The sequence below is a fragment of the Streptomyces sp. NPDC001513 genome (assembly GCF_042894695.1).
GTDB lineage: Bacteria > Actinomycetota > Actinomycetes > Streptomycetales > Streptomycetaceae > Streptomyces.
This window is the reverse complement of record NZ_JBIAVU010000023.1, coordinates 19,213-38,039: the sequence shown is the minus strand read 5'-3', so window position 1 is coordinate 38,039 and position 18,827 is coordinate 19,213. Positions and strand designations below refer to the sequence as shown.

The 18,827-nt window shown below is 74.4% G+C and carries 19 protein-coding genes; 6 read left to right on the top strand and 13 right to left on the bottom strand.

Annotated features, from left to right (window positions below):
• Positions 1-88 precede the first annotated feature (88 nt).
• Entirely contained in the window at positions 89-616 is a 528-nt protein-coding gene (locus ACFYZ4_RS37460) for a rhodanese-like domain-containing protein (RefSeq protein WP_351301527.1), read from the bottom strand.
• A 94-nt stretch (positions 617-710) separates the two neighbouring features.
• On the opposite strand from ACFYZ4_RS37460, the gene ACFYZ4_RS37455 reads away from it, so the two are divergent.
• A complete protein-coding gene (locus ACFYZ4_RS37455) occupies positions 711-1,157 on the top strand; it encodes an Lrp/AsnC family transcriptional regulator (RefSeq protein WP_351301524.1) in 447 nt (148 codons plus the stop codon).
• Here ACFYZ4_RS37455 and ACFYZ4_RS37450 read toward each other — a convergent pair.
• The 3 genes from ACFYZ4_RS37450 to ACFYZ4_RS37440 form a co-directional block, all read right to left on the bottom strand.
• Positions 1,147-4,158: an AAA family ATPase gene (locus ACFYZ4_RS37450; RefSeq protein ID WP_390786101.1), complete on the bottom strand. Its 3,012-nt coding sequence runs from the start codon at positions 4,156-4,158 to the stop codon at positions 1,147-1,149. The two genes, ACFYZ4_RS37455 and ACFYZ4_RS37450, sit on opposite strands and share 11 nt — an antisense overlap.
• Positions 4,155-5,324, bottom strand: coding sequence for an exonuclease SbcCD subunit D (locus tag ACFYZ4_RS37445; protein ID WP_351301518.1), 1,170 nt, complete (start codon positions 5,322-5,324; stop codon positions 4,155-4,157). Before ACFYZ4_RS37445 ends, ACFYZ4_RS37450 begins: the two co-directional genes overlap by 4 nt.
• An 85-nt stretch (positions 5,325-5,409) precedes the next feature.
• Entirely contained in the window at positions 5,410-6,036 is a 627-nt protein-coding gene (locus tag ACFYZ4_RS37440; protein WP_351301515.1) for a YigZ family protein, read from the bottom strand.
• Positions 6,037-6,142: 106 nt separating this feature from the next.
• On the opposite strand from ACFYZ4_RS37440, the gene ACFYZ4_RS37435 reads away from it, so the two are divergent.
• Entirely contained in the window at positions 6,143-6,547 is a 405-nt protein-coding gene (locus ACFYZ4_RS37435) for a CoA-binding protein (protein WP_351301530.1), read from the top strand.
• On the opposite strand, the gene ACFYZ4_RS37430 is transcribed toward ACFYZ4_RS37435, so the two are convergent.
• Positions 6,544-7,128: an XRE family transcriptional regulator gene (locus tag ACFYZ4_RS37430; protein ID WP_351301512.1), complete on the bottom strand. Its 585-nt coding sequence runs from the start codon at positions 7,126-7,128 to the stop codon at positions 6,544-6,546. The two genes, ACFYZ4_RS37435 and ACFYZ4_RS37430, sit on opposite strands and share 4 nt — an antisense overlap.
• Before the next feature lie 119 nt (positions 7,129-7,247).
• On the opposite strand from ACFYZ4_RS37430, the gene ACFYZ4_RS37425 reads away from it, so the two are divergent.
• Entirely contained in the window at positions 7,248-8,114 is an 867-nt protein-coding gene (locus ACFYZ4_RS37425) for an EamA family transporter (RefSeq protein WP_384345701.1), read from the top strand.
• Between the two features lie 39 nt (positions 8,115-8,153).
• Here the strand turns inward: ACFYZ4_RS37425 and ACFYZ4_RS37420 are convergent, their stop codons facing one another.
• Positions 8,154-8,915 (bottom strand): acyltransferase, encoded by a 762-nt coding sequence (locus ACFYZ4_RS37420; protein WP_351301507.1) that lies wholly within the window; start codon positions 8,913-8,915, stop codon positions 8,154-8,156.
• Between the two features lie 143 nt (positions 8,916-9,058).
• Here ACFYZ4_RS37420 and ACFYZ4_RS37415 point away from each other — a divergent pair, with 143 nt between their 5' ends.
• Complete coding sequence (locus ACFYZ4_RS37415; protein WP_351590640.1) at positions 9,059-9,604, top strand: gamma carbonic anhydrase family protein; 546 nt, start codon at positions 9,059-9,061, stop codon at positions 9,602-9,604.
• On the opposite strand, the gene ACFYZ4_RS37410 is transcribed toward ACFYZ4_RS37415, so the two are convergent.
• The 5 genes from ACFYZ4_RS37410 to ACFYZ4_RS37390 form a co-directional block, all read right to left on the bottom strand.
• Complete coding sequence (locus tag ACFYZ4_RS37410) at positions 9,601-10,299, bottom strand: ankyrin repeat domain-containing protein (RefSeq protein WP_390786100.1); 699 nt, start codon at positions 10,297-10,299, stop codon at positions 9,601-9,603. The two genes, ACFYZ4_RS37415 and ACFYZ4_RS37410, sit on opposite strands and share 4 nt — an antisense overlap.
• A complete protein-coding gene (locus ACFYZ4_RS37405; RefSeq protein ID WP_351301498.1) occupies positions 10,296-10,967 on the bottom strand; it encodes a DedA family protein in 672 nt (223 codons plus the stop codon). Before ACFYZ4_RS37405 ends, ACFYZ4_RS37410 begins: the two co-directional genes overlap by 4 nt.
• 57 nt (positions 10,968-11,024) lie before the next feature.
• Positions 11,025-13,553: a beta-glucosidase gene (locus ACFYZ4_RS37400; RefSeq protein WP_390786099.1), complete on the bottom strand. Its 2,529-nt coding sequence runs from the start codon at positions 13,551-13,553 to the stop codon at positions 11,025-11,027.
• Between the two features lie 115 nt (positions 13,554-13,668).
• Entirely contained in the window at positions 13,669-13,869 is a 201-nt protein-coding gene (locus ACFYZ4_RS37395) for a type II toxin-antitoxin system VapB family antitoxin (RefSeq protein WP_351301492.1), read from the bottom strand.
• A gap of 171 nt (positions 13,870-14,040) precedes the next feature.
• On the bottom strand, positions 14,041-14,493 hold the full coding sequence (locus ACFYZ4_RS37390) for a DUF4442 domain-containing protein (RefSeq protein ID WP_181382609.1): 453 nt from the start codon (positions 14,491-14,493) through the stop codon (positions 14,041-14,043).
• 96 nt (positions 14,494-14,589) lie between these two features.
• Between ACFYZ4_RS37390 and ACFYZ4_RS37385 the strand changes: the two genes are divergently transcribed.
• Both ACFYZ4_RS37385 and ACFYZ4_RS37380 read left to right on the top strand, forming a co-directional pair.
• Complete coding sequence (locus ACFYZ4_RS37385; RefSeq protein WP_351301489.1) at positions 14,590-15,600, top strand: hypothetical protein; 1,011 nt, start codon at positions 14,590-14,592, stop codon at positions 15,598-15,600.
• A gap of 69 nt (positions 15,601-15,669) precedes the next feature.
• Entirely contained in the window at positions 15,670-17,007 is a 1,338-nt protein-coding gene (locus ACFYZ4_RS37380; RefSeq protein WP_390786098.1) for an MFS transporter, read from the top strand.
• Positions 17,008-17,050: 43 nt separating this feature from the next.
• Here the strand turns inward: ACFYZ4_RS37380 and ACFYZ4_RS37375 are convergent, their stop codons facing one another.
• Both ACFYZ4_RS37375 and ACFYZ4_RS37370 read right to left on the bottom strand, forming a co-directional pair.
• Complete coding sequence (locus tag ACFYZ4_RS37375; protein WP_390786127.1) at positions 17,051-17,842, bottom strand: spermidine synthase; 792 nt, start codon at positions 17,840-17,842, stop codon at positions 17,051-17,053.
• Between the two features lie 128 nt (positions 17,843-17,970).
• Positions 17,971-18,816: a patatin-like phospholipase family protein gene (locus ACFYZ4_RS37370; RefSeq protein ID WP_351303113.1), complete on the bottom strand. Its 846-nt coding sequence runs from the start codon at positions 18,814-18,816 to the stop codon at positions 17,971-17,973.
• Positions 18,817-18,827: the final 11 nt, after the last annotated feature.

The following is an 18,827-nucleotide window of genomic DNA, read 5'->3' as shown; positions in this document are numbered from 1 at the left end:
GACCGACGGGCCGCTCGTCTCCCCCGGGGGACGAGCGGCCCGTCCGCGTTTGCCCCGTGGGCCGCGCCGGCCTCGTAAGGCGCTCACGTCAGCAGCCGCAGTCGTCCGAGTCGGTGGGCGCGGTCAGCGGGTCGGCCTCGGCGCGCTGCTGGTTGCCCTGCCAGGTCTCGACCTCGAAGCCCTCGCGGATCCAGTACTCGATGCCGCCGAGCATCTCCTTGACCTGGAAGCCGAGTTCGGCGAGGGCGAGGGCGGAGCGGGTGCCGCCGTTGCAGCCGGGGCCCCAGCAGTACGTCACCACCGGGACGTTCTTGTCCAGGAGCCGCTCGGCCTGCTCGGGGATGAGGGCCGTGGGCAGGTGGACGGCGCCGGGCACGTGGGCCTGGTCCCAGGACGGGGTCGAGCGCGAGTCGACGAGCTGGAAGCCGAGCTCGGCGCCCGTCTCGCGGTGGGCCTTGAAGGCACTCGCGACGTCCGAGACGTCCGCGTGGAAGGCCAGGCTGGCGGCGAAGTACGCGGCGGCCGCGGCCGGGGAGGCCGGGGGCACCCGCAGCACGGGGTTGGCGGTGGCGGGGGTGGTGGTGAGGGCGGTGGCGGTGTTCTTCGTCGTCGTCATGGCAAGAAATCTACGATTGGTTGATCACTCTCGGAAGTGGGTTTCCCCGGCCTTTTCCTTGTCCGGCCGGGGAATCCCCTGCTAGACCTGCACCATGACCGACTATTCCCCTGACGCCACCGACTGGCGCATCCTCGAAGCCCTCCAGCGGGACGGCCGCGCCAGTTTCACCGAGCTCGCCCGGTCCGTGTCCATGTCCGCGAGCGCGGTCACCGAACGGGTCCGCCGGCTGGAGGAGACCGGCATCATCACCGGCTACACGGCGGTGGTGGACCCGGAGAAGCTCGGCAAGACGATCCTCGCGCTGGTGCGGCTGCGCTATCCGCACGGCAACTACAAGCCGTTCCACGACTTCCTGGACGCCACCTCCGAGATCCTGGAGGCCCACCACGTCACGGGGGACGACTGCTTCGTGCTCAAGGTCGCGGCCCGCTCGATGGGGCACCTGGAGGAGGTCACGGGCCGGATCTCCGGCCTCGGTCCGGTCACGACGAGCATCGTCTACTCCTCGCCGCTGCCCCGGAGGCCCCTCAGTCCGTGAGCGCCGCCGTCCGGTGGCGCACCACGGAGCCGCCGCGCTGCTTGACGATCTCCAACTGGGCCTGGACCCGGGTGCGCAGGTCGGCGACGTGGCTGACGATGCCGACACTGCGGTCCCGCTCGCGCAGCGAGTCCAGTACGTCGAGCACCTCGTCCAGCGCCTGGTCGTCGAGGCTGCCGAAGCCCTCGTCGATGAAGAGGGTGTCGAGGCGCATGCCGCCCGCCTCGTCGGTGACCACGTCGGCGAGGCCCAGCGCGAGGGCGAGCGAGGCGAAGAAGGTCTCGCCGCCCGACAGGGTGGCGGTGTCCCGCTCGCTGCCGGTCCAGGCGTCGACCACGTGCAGTCCGAGGCCGGAGCGCCCGCGTCCGCTCGCCCGCGCGTCGGAGTGGACCAGGGTGTAGCGGCCGCCGGACATGCGCAGCAGCCGTACCGTCGCGGCGGCGGCCACCTGCTCCAGCCGGGCGGCCAGCACGTAGGCCTCCAGGCGCATCTTCCGCTCGTTGTCGGCGGAGGTGCCCGCGGTGAGTCCGGCCAGCCGGGCGACGCGGTCGTACGCCTCCCGCAGCGGGCCGAGCGCGCGCAGTTCCTGCTCGGCCTGCCGGGAGAGCCGGTCCAGCTCCGTGCAGCGCACCCGGGCCGCGTCGGCGGCCGACCCCGCCGTACGGAGCCTTGCCGCGGCCCCGGCCGCGTACGCCTCGGCCCGCTCCGGTTCGGCCGGGGGCTGTGCTGCCGCTTCGGCGGTGCCGGTTTCGGCGCGGCGGTCCGCGAGGAGGGCCTCCTCCGTCTGCCAGGCGTCCAGCCGGTGTTGGAGCGCGGTGCGTTCGTACTCGGGGAGCACCGCGTCGGCGGCGGCCTCGATCGTGTCGAAGCCGGCCTTGAAGGCGGCGTCGGCGAGCTGGTCGTCGGCCTCCTTCAGCCGGGTGGCGGTGCCCTCGGCGCGGCGCAGCGCCCCGGCGGCGGCCGAGACCATCCGGACCCGGTCCTCCAGGGTGCGGGCGCGGGCCGCGACGGTGGGCGCGCCGTCCCGTACGAGGGTCAGTTCGGCCTCCAGGGAGGCCTGTTCGCGGTCGAGGGCCTCGCGGCGGGAGGCCCGGGCGGCGGCCCGGGTCTCGGCGCCCTGTCGCTCGGCGCTGCGCGTGGCGTGCTCCCGTTCGGCGCGGGCGAGCTGTTCCCGGGCGGAGTGCAGTCCGGCGGCCGCGGCGTGGGCGGCGGCGTGCCGGGCGCTCAGGTCCGAGGTGAGGGCGAGGAGTTCGGCGGTGGTGGCGTCCCCGGCGGCGGCCGCGGCCTCGGCGCGGGCCTCCCGGGCGGCGGCGAGGCGGCGTTCGACGGCGGCCCGGGCCTGCTCGGCCCGCTCGAAGAGGCCGTGGGCGGCGTCCTCGGCGGCGCGGTCCACGTGGCCGGGGGCCGGGCGGGCCGGAGCCGGGTGTTCCGCCGACCCGCACACGGTGCAGGCCTCCCCCGCCACCAGGGCCTCGGCGAGTTCGGCGGCGATCCCGCGCAGCCGGGCCTCCTTGAGCTCCAGCCAGCGCTCCCGGGCGGCGGCCGACTCCTCGCGCAGGGTGAGCAGTTCGGCTTCGGCCCGCTCCGCGTCCGCAGCGAACTCGTCCCTGCGGCGGGCGGAGTTGAGGTGCATCCGGGCGGGTTCCAGCCGGCCCGCGAGCTGTTCGGCCAGGGTGGCGGCCTGCTGGGCGGCGTCCACGCGCTCCTGCAGGGCGGTCCGGGTCGTCTCCCAGCGCTCCAGCCACTCGGCGGACTCCTGGTGCTGTTCCTCGGCGGCCCGGGACTCCCGTTCCAGGTCGGCCCGTTCGCGGCCGATCTCGGAGCTGCGCTGTTCGGCCCGGTGGGCGGCGCCGAGCGCGCCGAGGTCCTCGCGCAGCCGCTGTTCCACGGCGGCGAGCTGTTCGGTGCCCGCCTCCTTCAGCTGCTGCGGGAGGTCGGCGCGGGTGGCCGCCTCCGCGTGCGCGGCGGCGAGGTGGGCGGCGGAGGCGGCGCCGCGCAGTTCCAGGGCGGGGGCGACGAGGGCGCCGCGCCGGGCCCGGTCCAGCAGGCCGCGCACCCGCTCCCGCTCGGGCTCCGCCCCGGCGAGCACGGCGGCCCGGCGGACGGTCTCCGTGTGCCGGCGCTGGAGCCGGTCGAGCTCGCGCGCGTCCTCGGCGGCCCGCCGGGCGGCGTGGTGGCGGCTCTCGACGGCGGCGAGCGCGTACTCGGCGACGTCCAGCCGTTCCCGGGCCGAGCACCGGGCGACGGCTGCCCAGGCACGGACCGCGGTGGCGAGCCCGGGGTCCCCCGGCTGGTGTCCGGGCAGCGGCCAGGCCCGCAGGTCGGCGCTGTCCCCGGCGGCTTGGGCGAGCCGCTGCGCGGTGTGCAGCACCTTCTCGTCGCCGGCCCGGACCCTGGCCTCGGCGGCCCGGCGGCGCTCCCCGAGCAGGGTTTCGACGGCGGCGAAGCGGCGGGTGTCGAAGAGGCGGCCGAGGAGCCGGCCGCGGGCGGCCTCGTCGGCCCGCAGGAACTTCGCGAACTCCCCCTGCGGCAGGAGGACGACCTGGCAGAACTGCTCTCGGCTCATGCCGAGCAGCTGCTCGATCTCCTCGCCGATCTCCTGGTGGGAGCGGCTGAGCGGTTCCCAGCCCTCGCCGGTGTGCTCGCGCAGCCGGCTCTGGGCCTTGTCCTTGGTGGTGCCGGTGCCGCGCTTCTTGGGGCGGTCCTGTTCGGGGCGCCGGGTGATCTCCAGCCGGCGGCCGCCCGCGGTGAGTTCGAGGCTGACCTCGGTGGGGGTTCCGGCGGACGCGTGGTCGCTGCGCAGGCTGGTGCCGGGGGCCTGGCGGGGGCCGGGCACGGAGCCGTAGAGCGCGTAGCAGACGGCGTCGAGCACGGAGGTCTTGCCCGCTCCGGTGGGCCCGTGCAGCAGGAAGATCCCGGCGCCGGACAGGGCGTCGAAGTCGATCTCCTGGGGCTCGGCGAAGGGCCCGAAGGCGGTGACGGCCAGCCGGTGCAGCCTCATCGGTGGGTCTCCTGACGGCTGTCGTCGGCCCGTACGTCGTCGAAGGCGCCCTGGAGGACGGCCCGTTCGGCCTCGTCCGCCCGGCCGCCGCCGCGCACGTGGGCGACGAAGTCCTCGGCGATCTCCTGGTCGCTGCGGCCCCGCAGCCGCTGCGCGTAGGAGGAGCCGGACTCCTCCTCGCGGCCCTCGGGGTCGAAGGCGAGGCTCAGGGTGTGCGGGAAGCGGGCGGCGAGCCGGGCCATGGGGTCGTCGGGGCGTACCGGGTCGGTGAGGGTGGCCTCGACCCAGGCGTCCTCGTGGACCGCGTGCGCCTGGTCCGCGAGCAGGTCGTCGAGGCGTCCGCGCAGCCGCGCGAGGGCGCGCGGTACGGGGGCGTCGATGCGCTCGGCGCCGCCGATCTCCCCGTCCACGCCCAGTTCGATCAGCCACATGGTCTTGCGGTGGTGGACTTCGGAGAAGGAGTAGGCGAGCGGGGAACCGGAGTAGCGGACCCGTTCGTTGATGGTCTGGCAGCCGTGGAGGTGGCCGAGGGCGGCGTAGTCCACCCCCTCGAAGACGGAGGCGGGCACGGCCTCGACCCCGCCGACGGTGATGTCGCGCTCGCTGTCGCTGGACTGCCCGCCGGTGACGAAGGCGTGTGCAAGGACGATGGAGCGGGTGCCGGGGGCGCGGGCGGCCAGGTCGGCCCGGATCCGGTCCATGGCCGCGCCCAGTACCGCCTCGTGGCTGACCTTGTCCGCGCCGAACTGGTCCTTCACCAGGGCCGGTTCCAGGTAGGGCAGCCCGTAGAGCGCCACCTCGCCGTGTACGTCGGCCAGTACGACCGGGTCGGCGCAGCCGGCCGGGTCGGTGCGCAGGTGGATCCCGGCCCGGTCGATCAGTCCGGCGCCGACGCCGAGCCGGCGCGCGGAGTCGTGGTTGCCGGAGATCATCACGGTGGGCACGCCGAGGTCGGCGAGCCGGTGCAGGGTCCGGTCGAACAGCTCGACGGCGGGCAGTGGGGGCACGGCCCGGTCGTAGACGTCACCGGCGACGAGGACGGCGTCGACCTCGCGCTCGCGGACGGTCTCGACGAGGTGATCGACGAAGGCGGCCTGGGCGCCGAGCAGGTTCACCCGGTGGAAGGCCCGGCCGAGGTGCCAGTCCGAGGTGTGCAGGAACTTCACTCGCCGGCCCCGCCGCGCATGCCGTCTCCCCCTGGTCGTCTCCCGCTCGCTGAACCCCTCTACGCTAACCCGTCCCCGGGGGCGCTCAGGGCGCGTACGTCTCTCCGCCGAGGGTGAGACCGGCGGTGCCCGCCGTGCTGTCGGCGAGCCAGGACTCGAAGGCGGGCAGATCGGCCTCGGGGAGGGCGACCTCGATCTCCACCGCGGAGCCGTAGCGCAGGTCCACCACGGTGCGGCCGGTGGCGCGCAGGTCGTTCTGGGTCTTGCCGGCCCGCTGGTGGTCGACGGTGACGGTGGCCAGGCGGTAGCGGCGCCGGGTGACGGTGCCGAGCTCGTCGAGCGCCTCGCCGACGACTCCGCCGTAGGCCCTGATCAGGCCGCCGGCGCCGAGTTTCACTCCGCCGTAGTAGCGGGTGACCACGGCGACGGCGTAGCGGATGTCGCGGCGCATGAGCATCTGGAGCATCGGGACCCCGGCGGTGCCGCCGGGCTCTCCGTCGTCGCTGGCCTTCTGGACGGAGGCGTCGGCGCCGATCACGTAGGCGAAGCAGTTGTGCGTGGCGGTGGGGTGCTGCTTGCGGATGCGGGCGACGAACTCCTGCGCCTCCTGCTCGGTCGCGGCGGGCGCGAGCGAGCACAGGAACCGCGAGCGGTTGATCTCGGACTCGTGCACGCCCTCGCGGGCCACCGTCGCGTACTGGTCTGCCTTCACCGCTCCACCCTACGGGGAATCGGACATGTGTCCTTTCGGTTGATCAGGCCGAACGGCAATGGCAGCAGACTCGAACGACGGACGAGAACCACAGGAGGCGGCGCCCGTGTACGGCGACCCGGCAACCATCCGCAAGATCCTCACCGAGCTCGGCGACACCTGGGCCGTGGTGGGCCTCTCGAACAACCAGGACCGGGCGGCCTACGGGGTGGCGCGCGTGCTCCAGCGGTTCGGCAAGCGCGTGATCCCCGTACACCCCAAGGCCGAGACGGTGCACGGCGAGCGCGGGTACGCCTCGCTGGCGGAGATCCCGTTCAAGGTGGACGTGGTGGACGTCTTCGTGAACAGCGAGCTGGCCGGGCCGGTGGCCGACCAGGCGGCCGCCGTCGGCGCCGAGGCCGTGTGGTTCCAGCTCGGCGTGATCGACGAGGCCGCCTTCGAGCGCACGCGCGCGGCCGGGCTGAGCATGGTCATGGACCGCTGCCCGGCGATCGAGATCCCGGCGCTCTAGGCTCCCGAGGAACGGACGGGCGGGATGGAGACGGCCATCGTCATCTCCATCGGCCCGGGCCCCTCGTTGCGGTAGGCGTGCGGCAGGTTCGCCTCGAAGGAGACGGCCCCGCCCGCGGGGACCGCGTACCGCTCGCCGTCCACCTCGAGCGTCAGCTCCCCCTCCGTGACGTGCAGCATCTCGAAGGTGCCGGCCGGGTGCGGGTCAGAGGCGGTGCCGTCGCCGGGCTCCAGCCGGTAGGTCCACATCTCCACCGGACCGCGCCGGTCGTCGCCGAGCAGCATGCTCGCATCGCTGCCCGCCCGGGACGACCACATCCGCACCCCCTGTCCGGGCAGCACCACGCGCACCTGGGGGGTGTGGTCGTGGTCGAGCAGTGTGGTGATGCTGACGCCGAGGGCGTCGGCCAGCTTGACCGTGGTCCCGACGCTGGGATTCGTACGGGCCTGCTCGATCTGGATGATCATCCCGCGGCTCACTCCCGAGCGGGCCGCCAGCCCCTCCAGGGTGAAGCCGCGCTCCGCGCGCCACCGCTTGAGGTTGCGGGCGAGCGCCTGGGTGAGCTCTTCGAGATCGGACACGGACTCCCCACTCCATTTCGTCCAAGATATTGGATGACGCAGTCCAGTAGACTGAACTATCGTGCTGTGTATTCGATGCTGCACTCCACCGTTCACTGCACTGTACTGCGAGGCCCCCCATGACCGCCCTCTTCGCCCTGGCCACAGCCGTGCTGTGGGGCCTCGCCGACTTCGGCGGCGGGCTGTTGACCCGCCGGATACCGGCGCTCACGGTGGTCGTCGTCTCGCAGATCGTCGCCGTCCTCGTGCTCGGCGCGGTGGTCCTCGGCACCGGCGCCTGGCGGGAGGCCGGACCACAGCTGTGGTTCGCGGTCGGCGCCGGCCTGGTCGGGCCGGTGGCGATGCTCAGCTTCTACAAGGCGCTCGCCCTCGGCCCGATGGGCGTGGTCTCCCCGCTGGGCTCCCTCGGTGTGGTCGTGCCCGTCACCGCGGGTCTGGTCCTGGGCGAGCGGCCCGGCCTCGGCCAGTTCGCGGGCATCGCGGTGGCCGTCGTCGGCATCGTCCTCGCGGGCGGCCCGGAGCTGCGCGGCGCGCCCGTCCAGCGGCAGGCCGTCGTCCTCACCCTGGTCGCGGCCTTCGGGTTCGGCGCGGTGATGGCCCTGATCGCGGAGGCGTCCACCACCCTCACCGGGCTGTTCCTCGCCCTGTTCGTCCAGCGGGTCACCAACGTCACCGTGGGCGGCGCCGCCCTGTGGGCACAGTCCCGGCGCGGTGTCCCGGCCCTGCCGGCGGGCACCGGTCCGCGGATCCTGTGGGGGATGCTGCCCGCCCTGGCCTTCGTCGGCCTCGCGGACGTCGCGGCGAACGGCACGTACTCCCTCGCCGCCCAGAGCGGCCCGGTCACGCTGGCCGCCGTACTGTCCTCGCTCTACCCGGTGGTCACCGCGCTCGCCGCCTTCGCCGTGCTCAAGGAACGGCTGCGCGGCATCCAGGCGGCGGGCGCCGGCCTGGCCTTGGCGGGAACGGTTCTCCTGGCCGCGGCCTGACCGGCCCCGGACACCCCTAGGCCGGCTCTTAGAGACGACCTAGGCCGGCTCGACCTGCGCCTGCTCCGCCTCGGCCAGCCGGGCCAGCCCGCGCAGCTGCTCCGGGGTCATCCCGTCCGGGATCGGCACCGGCGCCGGCGTGCGCAGCGGCGGCTGCCAGCCCGTCTCCGGCTCCCAGCGCCGTACGATCCGTGCCGGCGCCCCCGCCACCACGGCGTGGTCCGGCACCTCGCCCCGTACGACGGACCCCGCGGCCACCACGACGTTGCGGCCCAGCCGCGCGCCCGGCAGGATCACCGCGCCGGTGCCGAGCCAGCACCCCGGACCGATCTCCACCGGCGCGCTGCGCGGCCACTGCCGACCGACGGGCTCGTGCGGATCGTCGTAGCTGTGGTTCGTGGACGTGATGTAGACCCCGGGACCGCAGAAGGTGTTCGACTCGATGGTGATCCGGGCGTCGGCGATGACATGGCTGCCCCGGCCGATGACGACCCCGTCGCCGAGCACCAGCATCGGCTCCGCGCCCAGGTCGAGGTCCGGCATCATCCCGGCGGTGAGGGTGACCTGCTCGCCGATGATGCAGTGCCCGCCGAGCCGGATCCAGGGCTCGCCGAAGATCGTGCCCTGCGGGAAGGCCAGCCGGGTGCCGTCGCCGATCGCCCCGAACCGCAGGGGCCCGGGGGTCTGCGCGGTGACCGCGCCGGCGCGCTGCATCCAGCGCCAGCCGGTGTGGACCGCGCGGCTCGCCAGCCGGCGGCGCAGGGCCGTCAGAGATGAGAACGTGTTCTGCTTTTTCGGCACCCGGCCACGGTAATGCGCCGGGCGGCAGTCGTCCGGACCACCATCCTGTGATCTTCACCCCATCGCCGGAACGCCGGGCCTCGTGCCCTACGGTGCTGTTGGCGCGGCACCCGGACGACCGACAGACGGCAGAGGAAGAGAACATGACGCACCAGGCGGCCCAGGCACTCGTGGCGGGTGTCGGCGGCAAGAACCCGGACATCGACCCGACGGCCTTCACCGCGCCCACCTCGGTCGTGGTCGGCGATGTCACCCTCGCCGCCGGCGCGAGCATCTGGTACTCGGCGGTGCTGCGCGCCGACTGCGGCCCGATCACGCTCGGCGCCGACAGCAACGTGCAGGACAACTGCACGGTCCACGTGGACCCGGGCTTCCCCGTCTCGATCGGCGAGCGGGTCTCCATCGGCCACAACGCCGTCGTGCACGGCTGCACCGTCGAGGACGACTGCCTGATCGGCATGGGCGCGACCGTGCTGAACGGCGCGGTCATCGGCGCCGGTTCGCTGGTCGCCGCGCAGGCACTGGTCCCGCAGGGCATGGTCGTACCGCCCGGCTCGCTCGTGGCGGGCGTCCCCGCCAAGGTGCGCCGCGAGCTGTCCGAGGAGGAGCGCGAGCACATCCGGATCAACGCCCTCATGTACGTGGAGCTGGCCAAGCAGCACCGCGCCTCGGTCACCCCGGAGGGCTAACGGGCGGCCTCCCACACGACCCGGAGTGCGGCCAGGACGGCCATGTACTCCGGGTCGCGGTCGCGCCGGCCGTATTTCACGCCGCCGTCCGCGTTGCGCCTGCGGCCCGCCATCGCGCCGAGCACGGTCTCCTTGGTGACCGCGGCGCCGCGCGCGAGCAGCTGCTCGACCATCGCGGGGTATCCGCAGGCGGCCGCCCAGTCGAGGGCGGTACTGCCCTTCATCCGCCCCTCGATGTCGGCCCCCCGCTCCAGCAGCAGGTCCACGGTGTCCGGGTACCCGCCCTCCACGGTGGTGGCCGCGAGGACCAGCGGCACGTGCTCGAGCTTCCCCTCCGGACCGTTCGGGTCGACGCCCGCGTCGAGGAGGGCCCGTACGACCTCCGTGTGCCCGTTCATCGCCGCCAGCGACAGGTGCCCCGACTCGTAGTACGGTCCGGCGACGCGCCGGGGGTCGGCGCCCGCGGCGAGGAGCAGCCGCACGATGTCCGCGTGCCCCGCGCACGCCGCCAGGTCCAGCGCCCTGCGGCCGCCCTGGACCCAGTCGTCGACCTCGGCTCCCTCGGCCAGCAGGCGCCGTACCAGGTCCGTTTCCCCGGCCTCGGCGGCGCGTCCGAGCCCGTTCGCCAGCGAGTGGTAGTGGTCTTCCCGGCCCTCGTTCGACCAGTCCGGCTCCGGCCGCTGCGCCGCCGTCACTCGCCGACCGTCGCCCGCGCCTCCGACTGCGCCGGGATCTCGACCCCGGCCGCGCCCGCCTCGGCGGCCGCCTTCTTCATCCGGCTGCGCACCACCAGGGTCACCACGAGGCCGAACACCACGGCGAGGGCGAGGGCCAGCCAGGAGAACCGCTTCAGCCACGGCTCCGCGACGATGCCGACCGTGTAGATGACGGCGGTGGTGCCGCCCGCCCAGAGGATCCCGCCGAGGACGTTGGCGACGAGGAACCGCCAGTACGGCATGTGCAGCACGCCCGCCAGCGGCCCCGCGAAGATCCGCAGCAGCGCCACGAACCGCCCGAAGAAGACGGCCCACATGCCCCACTTCTCGAAGGAGCGTTCCGCCAGCGCCACCTGCTGCGGCCCGAAGTGCTTGGGGAAGCGCCGTCCCAGCTTCTCCAGCAGCGGCTTGCCGCCCCGGCGGCCGATCGCGTAGCCGATCGAGTCACCCACGATCGCCCCGGTGATCGCGCAGAGCCCCAGGATCACGGGGTCGATCTCGCCGTGCTGTGAGGCCAGCAGCGCCGAGCTGACCAGGATGATCTCGCCCGGCAGCGGGATGCCGAGGCTCTCCAGCCCGATGACCAGACCCACCAGGAGATAGATGCTGACCGCCGGAATCGTCTCCAGCCATTCCTGGATGTGCACCGGTACGTCCTCCCGTGTCGTCCCGGCGCGCCCCCTGTGACACGCCGAACGGGCAGCCTATCGGCTCCCCACCACCACCTTTGACTTCAGCGGCAGCTCGCGTGAGGAACGGCCCGCGAACACCTCTCGGCGGCCGGAACCCAGCACCCAGGCGTGCTGCTCCGGGTCCCAGGACGACAGTGACCGGGCGTCGACGTCGACGGTGACCCGCTGCGCCTCGCCGGGTGCCAGGGTGAGCCGCCGGTAGCCGGCCAGTGCGCGCACCGGCTGGTCGAGCTGGAGCTCCGGGGACGGGCCGACGTACACCTGGGCCACCTCGGTGCCCTTGCGGCGGCCGGTGTTGCGGACGGTGAACTCCGCGCGCACCCCGCCGCGCTCCGGCCGGACCGTGAGCTTCTCGTAGTGCCAGGTCGTGTACGAGAGCCCGTGCCCGAAGGGGAACAGCGGCGCGACCTGCCGGGCGTCGTACCAGCGGTGGCCGACGTGGACGCCCTCGGCGTACTCCTGCCGGCCGCCCACGCCCGGGTAGCGCAGCGGGTCGCCGCCGACCGGCGTCGCCCGTTCGTCGGCCGGGAAGGTCTGGGTGAGGCGGCCGCCCGGGTCCACGTCGCCGAAGAGGACGTCGGCGGTGGCGCCCGCGCCCTCCTGGCCCGGGTAGTACATCTGGAGGACCGCCCCGGTGCGGGCGAGCCACGGCATGGTCGTGGCAGAGGAGGTGTTGAGCACCACGGTCGTACGGGGGTTCGCGGCGGCCACCGCCTCGATCAGCCGCTCCTGCCCGCCCGGGAGGGCCAGGGAGGTCCGGTCCCGGCCTTCGGTGGCGTCCTCGTAGGCGAACAGGACCACGCTGCGGGCCGACTTCGCGGTCCGCACGGCCTCGGCGAGGTCCTCGGCCCGGATCGCCCCGGTGGTGTGCCGGAGCCGGAAGCGCTGGCCCGCGTCCCCGCCCCGGGCGGTCACGCTGAGCCGGTGAGGGCCCGCCTTGAGGGCGAGGGTGCGGCGGCGGACGGCCATCCCGTCGGGTGCGGAGCCGAGCAGTCCGCCGGCGAAGTGCTCGGCCATGCCCTGCCGGACGGGGAACAGCTCCTCGCCGTCGAGGCGCACGAGGGGCCGCTGCCCGGTGTAGTGGACGATCAGGGTCCACTCGTCGTCCGCCGCCAGCCGGAACTCGCCCGCGTGGCTCCACTCCCGCCCTGCGGCCACCCGCTGGTCGTCCAGGCCGGCGGCCGGGGTCAGCAGACTCGCGGGGAGCGGCCGTCCGTACAGGTCCTCGCCGACGGCGTGGCGCACGGTGGAGCCGTTCCCGGCCCGCTGGCGGAGGGCGGTGAGCGGGGCGGCCGCCCCGTCGGGAACCACGTGGGCGCTGCCACCGCCGCCGACGAACGGCACCTGGGCGGTGGGGCCGATCACCGCGATCGAGCGCGCGGCGGCCCCGGTCAGGGGCAGGGTGCCGGCCTCGTTGCGCAGCAGCACGGCTCCGGCGGTGGCCACCTTTCGGGCGACCCGGGCCCCGGCGGCGGCGTTGCGCGCGGGCCGGGCGGCGGGGCGGGCGGCCAGCAGCCCGAAGCGGTCCATGATGGTCAGGATCCGGTGGACGGCGAGGTCGACGGAGGTCTCGGTCACGGAGCCGCCGCGCACCGCCTCGCGCAGCGGCCCGCCGAAGTGGGTGCCGCCGGGCAGCTCCATGTCGAGGCCGGCGCCGATGGCGGCGACGGTGCTGTGGGTGGCGTTCCAGTCGGACATCACCCAGCCGTCGAACCCCCAGCTCCCGCGCAGCAGTTCGTCGAGCAGCGGCTTGTTCTCGCAGGCGTGGACGCCGTTGACCCGGTTGTACGCGCCCATCACGGCGCCCGCGCCGGCCGCCACGGCGGCCTCGAAGCCCCGTAGCTCGGTCTCGTGCAGGGTCTGCTCGGAGGCGATCACGTCGACGGTGTCGCGGCCGTGTTCCTGGTTGTTGAGGGCGAAGTGCTTGACGGTGGCGATGAGCCCTTCGTCCTGGACGCCGCGGACCACCTCCGCGACCAGGTCCGCCGTCAGCCGCGGGTCCTCGGCGAAGGTCTCGAAGTTCCGGCCCGCGTACGGGGTCCGGATGAGGTTGGCCATCGGCGCCAGCAGGACGTCCTGGCCGAGCGCGCGGCCCTCACGGCCGAGGACCCGCCCGTACTCGCGGGCCAGCGCCGGGTCGAAGGCGGAGGCGAGCAGGACCGGCGCGGGCAGCGCCGTCGCGGGCTTGGCGACGTGTACGCCGGCGGGCCCGTCGGCGAGGCGCAGCGCCGGGATGCCCAGGCGCGGTACGCCGGGCACGTAGCCGGCCTGGCCGAGGGAGGCCGGGTCCCGGGCGCCGTGCAGCAGGGCGGTCTTCTCGTCGAGGGTGAGCCGCTCCAGCAGGGCTTCGATGCGGGCGGCGCCCGAGCCCGCAGGCCCGGCGGCGGGCCCTGCCGGAGCCCCCGCCGCGGGCCCGGTCGTGCGGGGTACCGCACCCGGCGGCACGGTGGGCGCGCAGGCCCCCGTTCCGAGGGCCGCGCCCACCCCGCCCGCCGCTGCGAGCAGCCGCATCGCCGAACGTCTGGACACGGCCTCGCTCATCGGCGCTCCCTGCGGCGGGTTCGGCGGGAGCGGCCCGCGCCGGACCGCTCCCCCGCCCACTGTGCGCCGCGCGTGCGCGGACCCCGCCGAGACGCGCCACCGGGGACGTTCAGGTTCAGCCCTCCGGCAGCGGCGGCAGGGTGTCGGCGGTCCGCCGCGGCTCGTCCGGCCGCTGGATCCGCGCCTCGGTGCGGTGCCCGCGCGCGATGTAGTCGCGTACGACGGCCTCCACCGCGTCCTGCGGCGAGCCGACCCCGGCGAGCACCATCACCTCCACCACGAGCTCGGCATCGAGGCTGATGTTGACCTTGGCCACGGGCGCTCCCTCCATCGTCGTCCGACGGACTCTAGCCCTCGCACGTCCGTGGATCGCGTGGTTCCGCCGCTTCGTGGAGCCGACTCGCCACGGGGGCGCGGGCACGGGAGCGCGGGCATGCGAAGGCCCCCGCTCGGCAGAGGCGGGGGCCTTCGCTGCGGCGCCGGGAACCTATGCGTTGGGGCGCAGGGTCCAGACGACGGTCATCTCGCCGGTCACGGCCTCGTCCTCGCGCTGGATGGCGATGGTGACCGGGAACTCGGGGCGGCCGCCCGCGTCGAGTTCGGCGATGACCTCCGCGGCCGGGCGGCCGAGGGTGGCGGTGGCGGTCACGACGCCCTTGGCGAGCTTCTTGTAGCCGATCTCGGCCTTCACGGCGAGCGGCACGGCGCGCGAGAGCTGGTCGCCGAAGGCGGCCAGGACGATCGCACCGCTCGCGGACTCGGCGAGGGTGAACATGGCGCCGGCGTGCGGGCCGCCGACGTGGTTGTGGTAGTCCGGCTGGTCCGGGAGCCGGACGACCGCACGCTCGGGGGTGGTCTCCAGGAACTGGAGGTTCAGGGTGCGGGCCATCGGCACGGTCGCGGCGAGCAGTTCGCCCACGTTCATCTGATCTGCGCTCATGGAACACGATGTTACCCGCGAGTAGATGCCCTTGGCCAGAGCTCGCACGGGGGCGGCCGTGGCTCCCGTGGTCCGCTCCCACTATCGTTACCGGCCATGTGGCCAGGACAGCAGCAGCCCCCCGGGGGCGAACAGAACCCTCAGGACGCGCACCAGAACCCGTATCAGCAGCAGTCGGGGCAGCCGAACCCGTACCAGCAGCAGGCCGGTTACGGATACCCGCAGCAGCCGGGGTACCAGCCGCCCGCGGGCGTTCCCGGCCAGCAGTGGGGTGCGCCCCAGCAACCTCAGCAGCCCCAGGGCGGCGGCGGGAGCCCGTACTCGACCAAGACCGTGGCCATCGTCGCGGCGACCGCCGTCTTCGTGGCCGCCGCCGCGACCGGCGCGTACGTCCTGACCCGGGACGACGACAAGAAGACCGAGGCCAACGACAAGCCGCCGGCGACCAGCTCCCCGACGGCCTCCGAGACACCCGCCCCGGCCGGCAGCAGCCCCAACCCGCGGGCCGGCGGCAACCTCCAGCCCGTCATCCCGGGCTGGAAGGTCGTCGTCAACACCAAGTACAACGTCGCCTACGACGTGCCCCCCGAGTGGAACGTCAACGACTCCGGGGTGTCCCTCTCCATCCACGACGAGGCCGACGGCAAGCCGGCCATCACGATGTCCGGGACCGCCACCCTCAAGAACGAGTGGTGCACGGTCGACAAGAACGCGGACGGCACCATGGAGAAGTACTCGCTCGCGGACACCGGCGTGAAGGGCGCCCAGGGCGCCAAGGACACCGCCCAGGTGGCGACCGACAACACCGGCACCTGGGTGTGGGCGGCCTACGCCCAGAAGGAGCCCAAGGGAACGGTGAAGGTCACCGACCCCAAGGAGTACACGACCGCCTCCGGCCTCAAGGGCCACACGGCGGTCGCGACCGCGCCGGGCGTGAAGAAGGAGAACAAGTGCTCCTCGGACGGCAAGGCCGTCGGCTTCGCCTTCAAGAACGCCGTCGGTGACTTCGCCAGCTTCGTGATCGTCGGCGCGGCCGGCGTGAAGGACGAGGTCCCGACCGACGTCTCCGACAAGATGCTCAGCTCGATCCGGCTCTCCACCGGCTGATCTCCGCCTCCGCCGCCCCGGTCCGGGAATCCGTTTGGATTCTCGGCCCGGGGCGGGGATAGTCCGGGGGTGAGTTCTCCCCCCGCCGCAGCGCCCCGTACCCCCGCACGCCGTCGCCGGCCCGACTGGGCGGGCCGCAACTACACCCTGCTCACGGGTGCCGCGGTCGTCACGAACCTCGGCAGCCACGGAGCGCTCATCGCGGCCACCTTCGCGGTGATGGAGGCCGGCGGGTCCAGCGGCGACATCGGACTGGTCGCGGCCGCCCGTACGCTGCCGCTCGTCCTCTTCCTGCTCATCGGCGGCGCCATCGCCGACCGGTTGCCGCGCCACCGCGTGATGGTCGCGGCCAACGCCCTGAACTTCCTCTCGCAGGGCGCCTTCGCGCTGCTCGTCCTCACCGGCGACCCCCAGCTCTGGCAGATGATGCTGCTGACCGCCCTGTGCGGCACCGGCACGGCCTTCTTCAATCCCGCGGCCGAGGGCATGCTGCTGTCCACGGTCTCCGGCGAGCACTCCAACCGGGCCTTCGCGCTGTTCCGCATGGCGATGAACGGCGCGGGCATCGGCGGCGCCGCCCTCGGCGGGGCGATGATCGCCGTGCTCGGCCCGGGCTGGGTCCTGGCCGTGGACGCGGTCGCCTTCGCCGTCGCGGGCCTGCTGCGCGCGTTCCTCGACGTGAGCCACGTCCCCGACCGGGCCCCCGGCGGCGGCCTGCTGGCCGACCTGCGCGAGGGGTGGGTGGAGGTCCGGACCCGCCCCTGGCTGTGGAGCATCGTGCTCCAGTTCTCCGTGGTCGTCGCCGTCGTGGGCGCCGCGGAGGCGGTCTACGGTCCGCTGGTCGCCCGGGACCGGCTGGGCGGGGCGGCGCCCTGGGGCGTGGCCCTGGCCTTCTTCGGGCTCGGCACCATCGCCGGGGCCGTGCTGATGATGGCGTGGAAACCGCGCCGGCTGCTGCTGATCGGCACGCTGTGCGTGTTCCCGCTGGCCCTGCCGTCGGCGGGCCTCGCCGTGCCGCTGCCCGTGTGGGGGCTGTGCGCGGTGATGTTCGTCAGCGGAGCCGCGATCGAGGTCTTCGGCGTGAACTGGATGACCACGATGCACCAGGAGATCCCGGAGGAGAAGTTCTCCCGGGTCTCCGCCTACGACTGGTTCGGCTCGGTGTCGATGCTCCCCCTGGCCACCGCCCTGGCCGGCCCGGCGGAGACGGCCTTCGGCCGCACCGAGGCCCTGTGGGGCTGCGCGTCCCTGGTCGTCCTGGCCACGGCGCTGGTCCTCCTGATCCCGGACGTCCGCCACATGACCCGCAAAACCAAACCGACCACCTTCACGAAGCACCCCGCCCCACCTTCCAGCCCGGCCCCAGACTCCAGCCCGGCCGCCCCCTCCAGCCCCGCCGGCGTTTGAGGCGCGGGGCGCGGGGCGGAGCCCCGGCGCGGCGGCGAGCCGGCTACCCCACCGTGAACGCACCCTCCGGCGGAGCCGGCGACGGCCCCGCGTCCGCGTCGGCCACCGGCACCGCCCCCTTCCTGAACCGCACCAGCCCGTCCCCGTACTCCACCCTCGCCGGAAACACGTCCCCCGCGCACCGCCGGGCCAGCGCGGCCACCGGAAGCCCCGCGTCGGAGGCGAGCAGCACCGCGTTCCCGAACCGCCTCCCCCGCAGCACCCCCGGCTCCGCGATCAGCGCCAGCTCCCCGAACGCCTCCGCGAAGTTGGCCAGCTGCGCCCGCAGGAAGTCGAACGGCGCCCCGTCCGCCAGGTTCGCCGCGTACAGCCCGCCGGGCCGCAGCACCCGCGCCGCCGCCCGCGCGTACTCCACCGACGTCAGCTGCGCCGGCACCCGCGAGCCGCCGAACACGTCGGCCACGATCACGTCGGCGCTCGCCGCGGGCGCGGCCTCCAGCCAGGCCCGGGCATCGGCGGTGTGCACCGTGATCCCGGACCCCGCCGGCAGCGGCAGGTGTTCGGCGACCAGCTCGACCAGGCCCGCGTCGAATTCGACGACCGCCTGCCGGGATCCCGGCCGGGTCGCCGCCGTGTACCGCGGCAGGGTGAGCGCGCCGCCGCCCAGGTGCAGGAGGTCCAGTGGGCGCTCCGGCTCCGCCGCGCAGTCCAGGACGTGCGCGAGGCGGCGTACGTACTCGAACTCCAGGTGCTGCGGATCGTCCAGGTCCACGTACGACTGCGGGGCCCCGTCGACGGTCAGCAGCCAGGCCCGCTCAGCGTCCACGTCCGGCATCAGCTTGGCGGTGCCCTGGCCCACGTCCCGGACGACCGGGATCTGTTCGTCGCTCACCCCACCATTGTCGGGCCGGTCCGCAACGGGACGGTCCGCCGGGGGGCGGGACCGGCCCGGCCCCCTCCGGCTCAGCCGGACCAGACCGCGGCCGCCGCCTCGACGTGCTCGACCGCCTGCGCCAGACCGGCCCGCGCCGCGGGGTCCCGCCGGGCGGGGTCGAGGACGTTGCGCCCGAAGGCCTTGCGGGCCTGCGCCGACGGGCTGATCACCAGCACCCGCGCCCCCGCTTCCCGCAGCCGCGCCGCCTGCGCGGCCGGTGAGGGGACGAGCCTGGAGCCGAGCGAGATCGGCGCTATGACCACGACGCGCGCGTACCCGGCGGCGAGGTCGGCGTTGGTGGCGGAACGGACGCCTCCGTCGATGAACCGCCGTCCGCCGACCGTCACCGGCGGCCATACGGCCGGCACGGCGCAGCTCGCCGAGACCGCGTCGACGAGCCCAGCGCCGCTCTCCCTGTCGAAGTCGGCCGGTTCGCCGGTGAGCGCGTCCACGGCGGTGACCACGAGCCGCCGCTCGGGCCATTCGTGCGAGACCAGCCGGGCCGCGAGCACCTCGCGGCGCTCGGCCTCCGCCGCGGTGTCGGCGGCCAGGGCCATGGCGCCCACCCGCTGCCGGTAGGCCGTCGCGTTGCGGGAGCGGGCCATCGCGAGGGCGTACCGCGCGATGACGCCGGCCCCCAGCTTCGCGGCGATCTCCCCGGTGGCGTCGCCGAGCTGGCGCTCGTACAGCTCCTGCACGGACAGCTGCCCGGAGGTGAGCTGGGCGCCGACGACCGAGCCCGCCGAGGTGCCGACGACGAGGTCGGCGGTGGTGAGGTCGACGCCCGCGCGGGCGAGCCCGTACAGGATTCCGCACTCCCAGCCCACGCCCGTCAGTCCCCCGCCGCCCAGCACGAGTGCCGTGTCGCCGCCCATGTCCGCCCGCC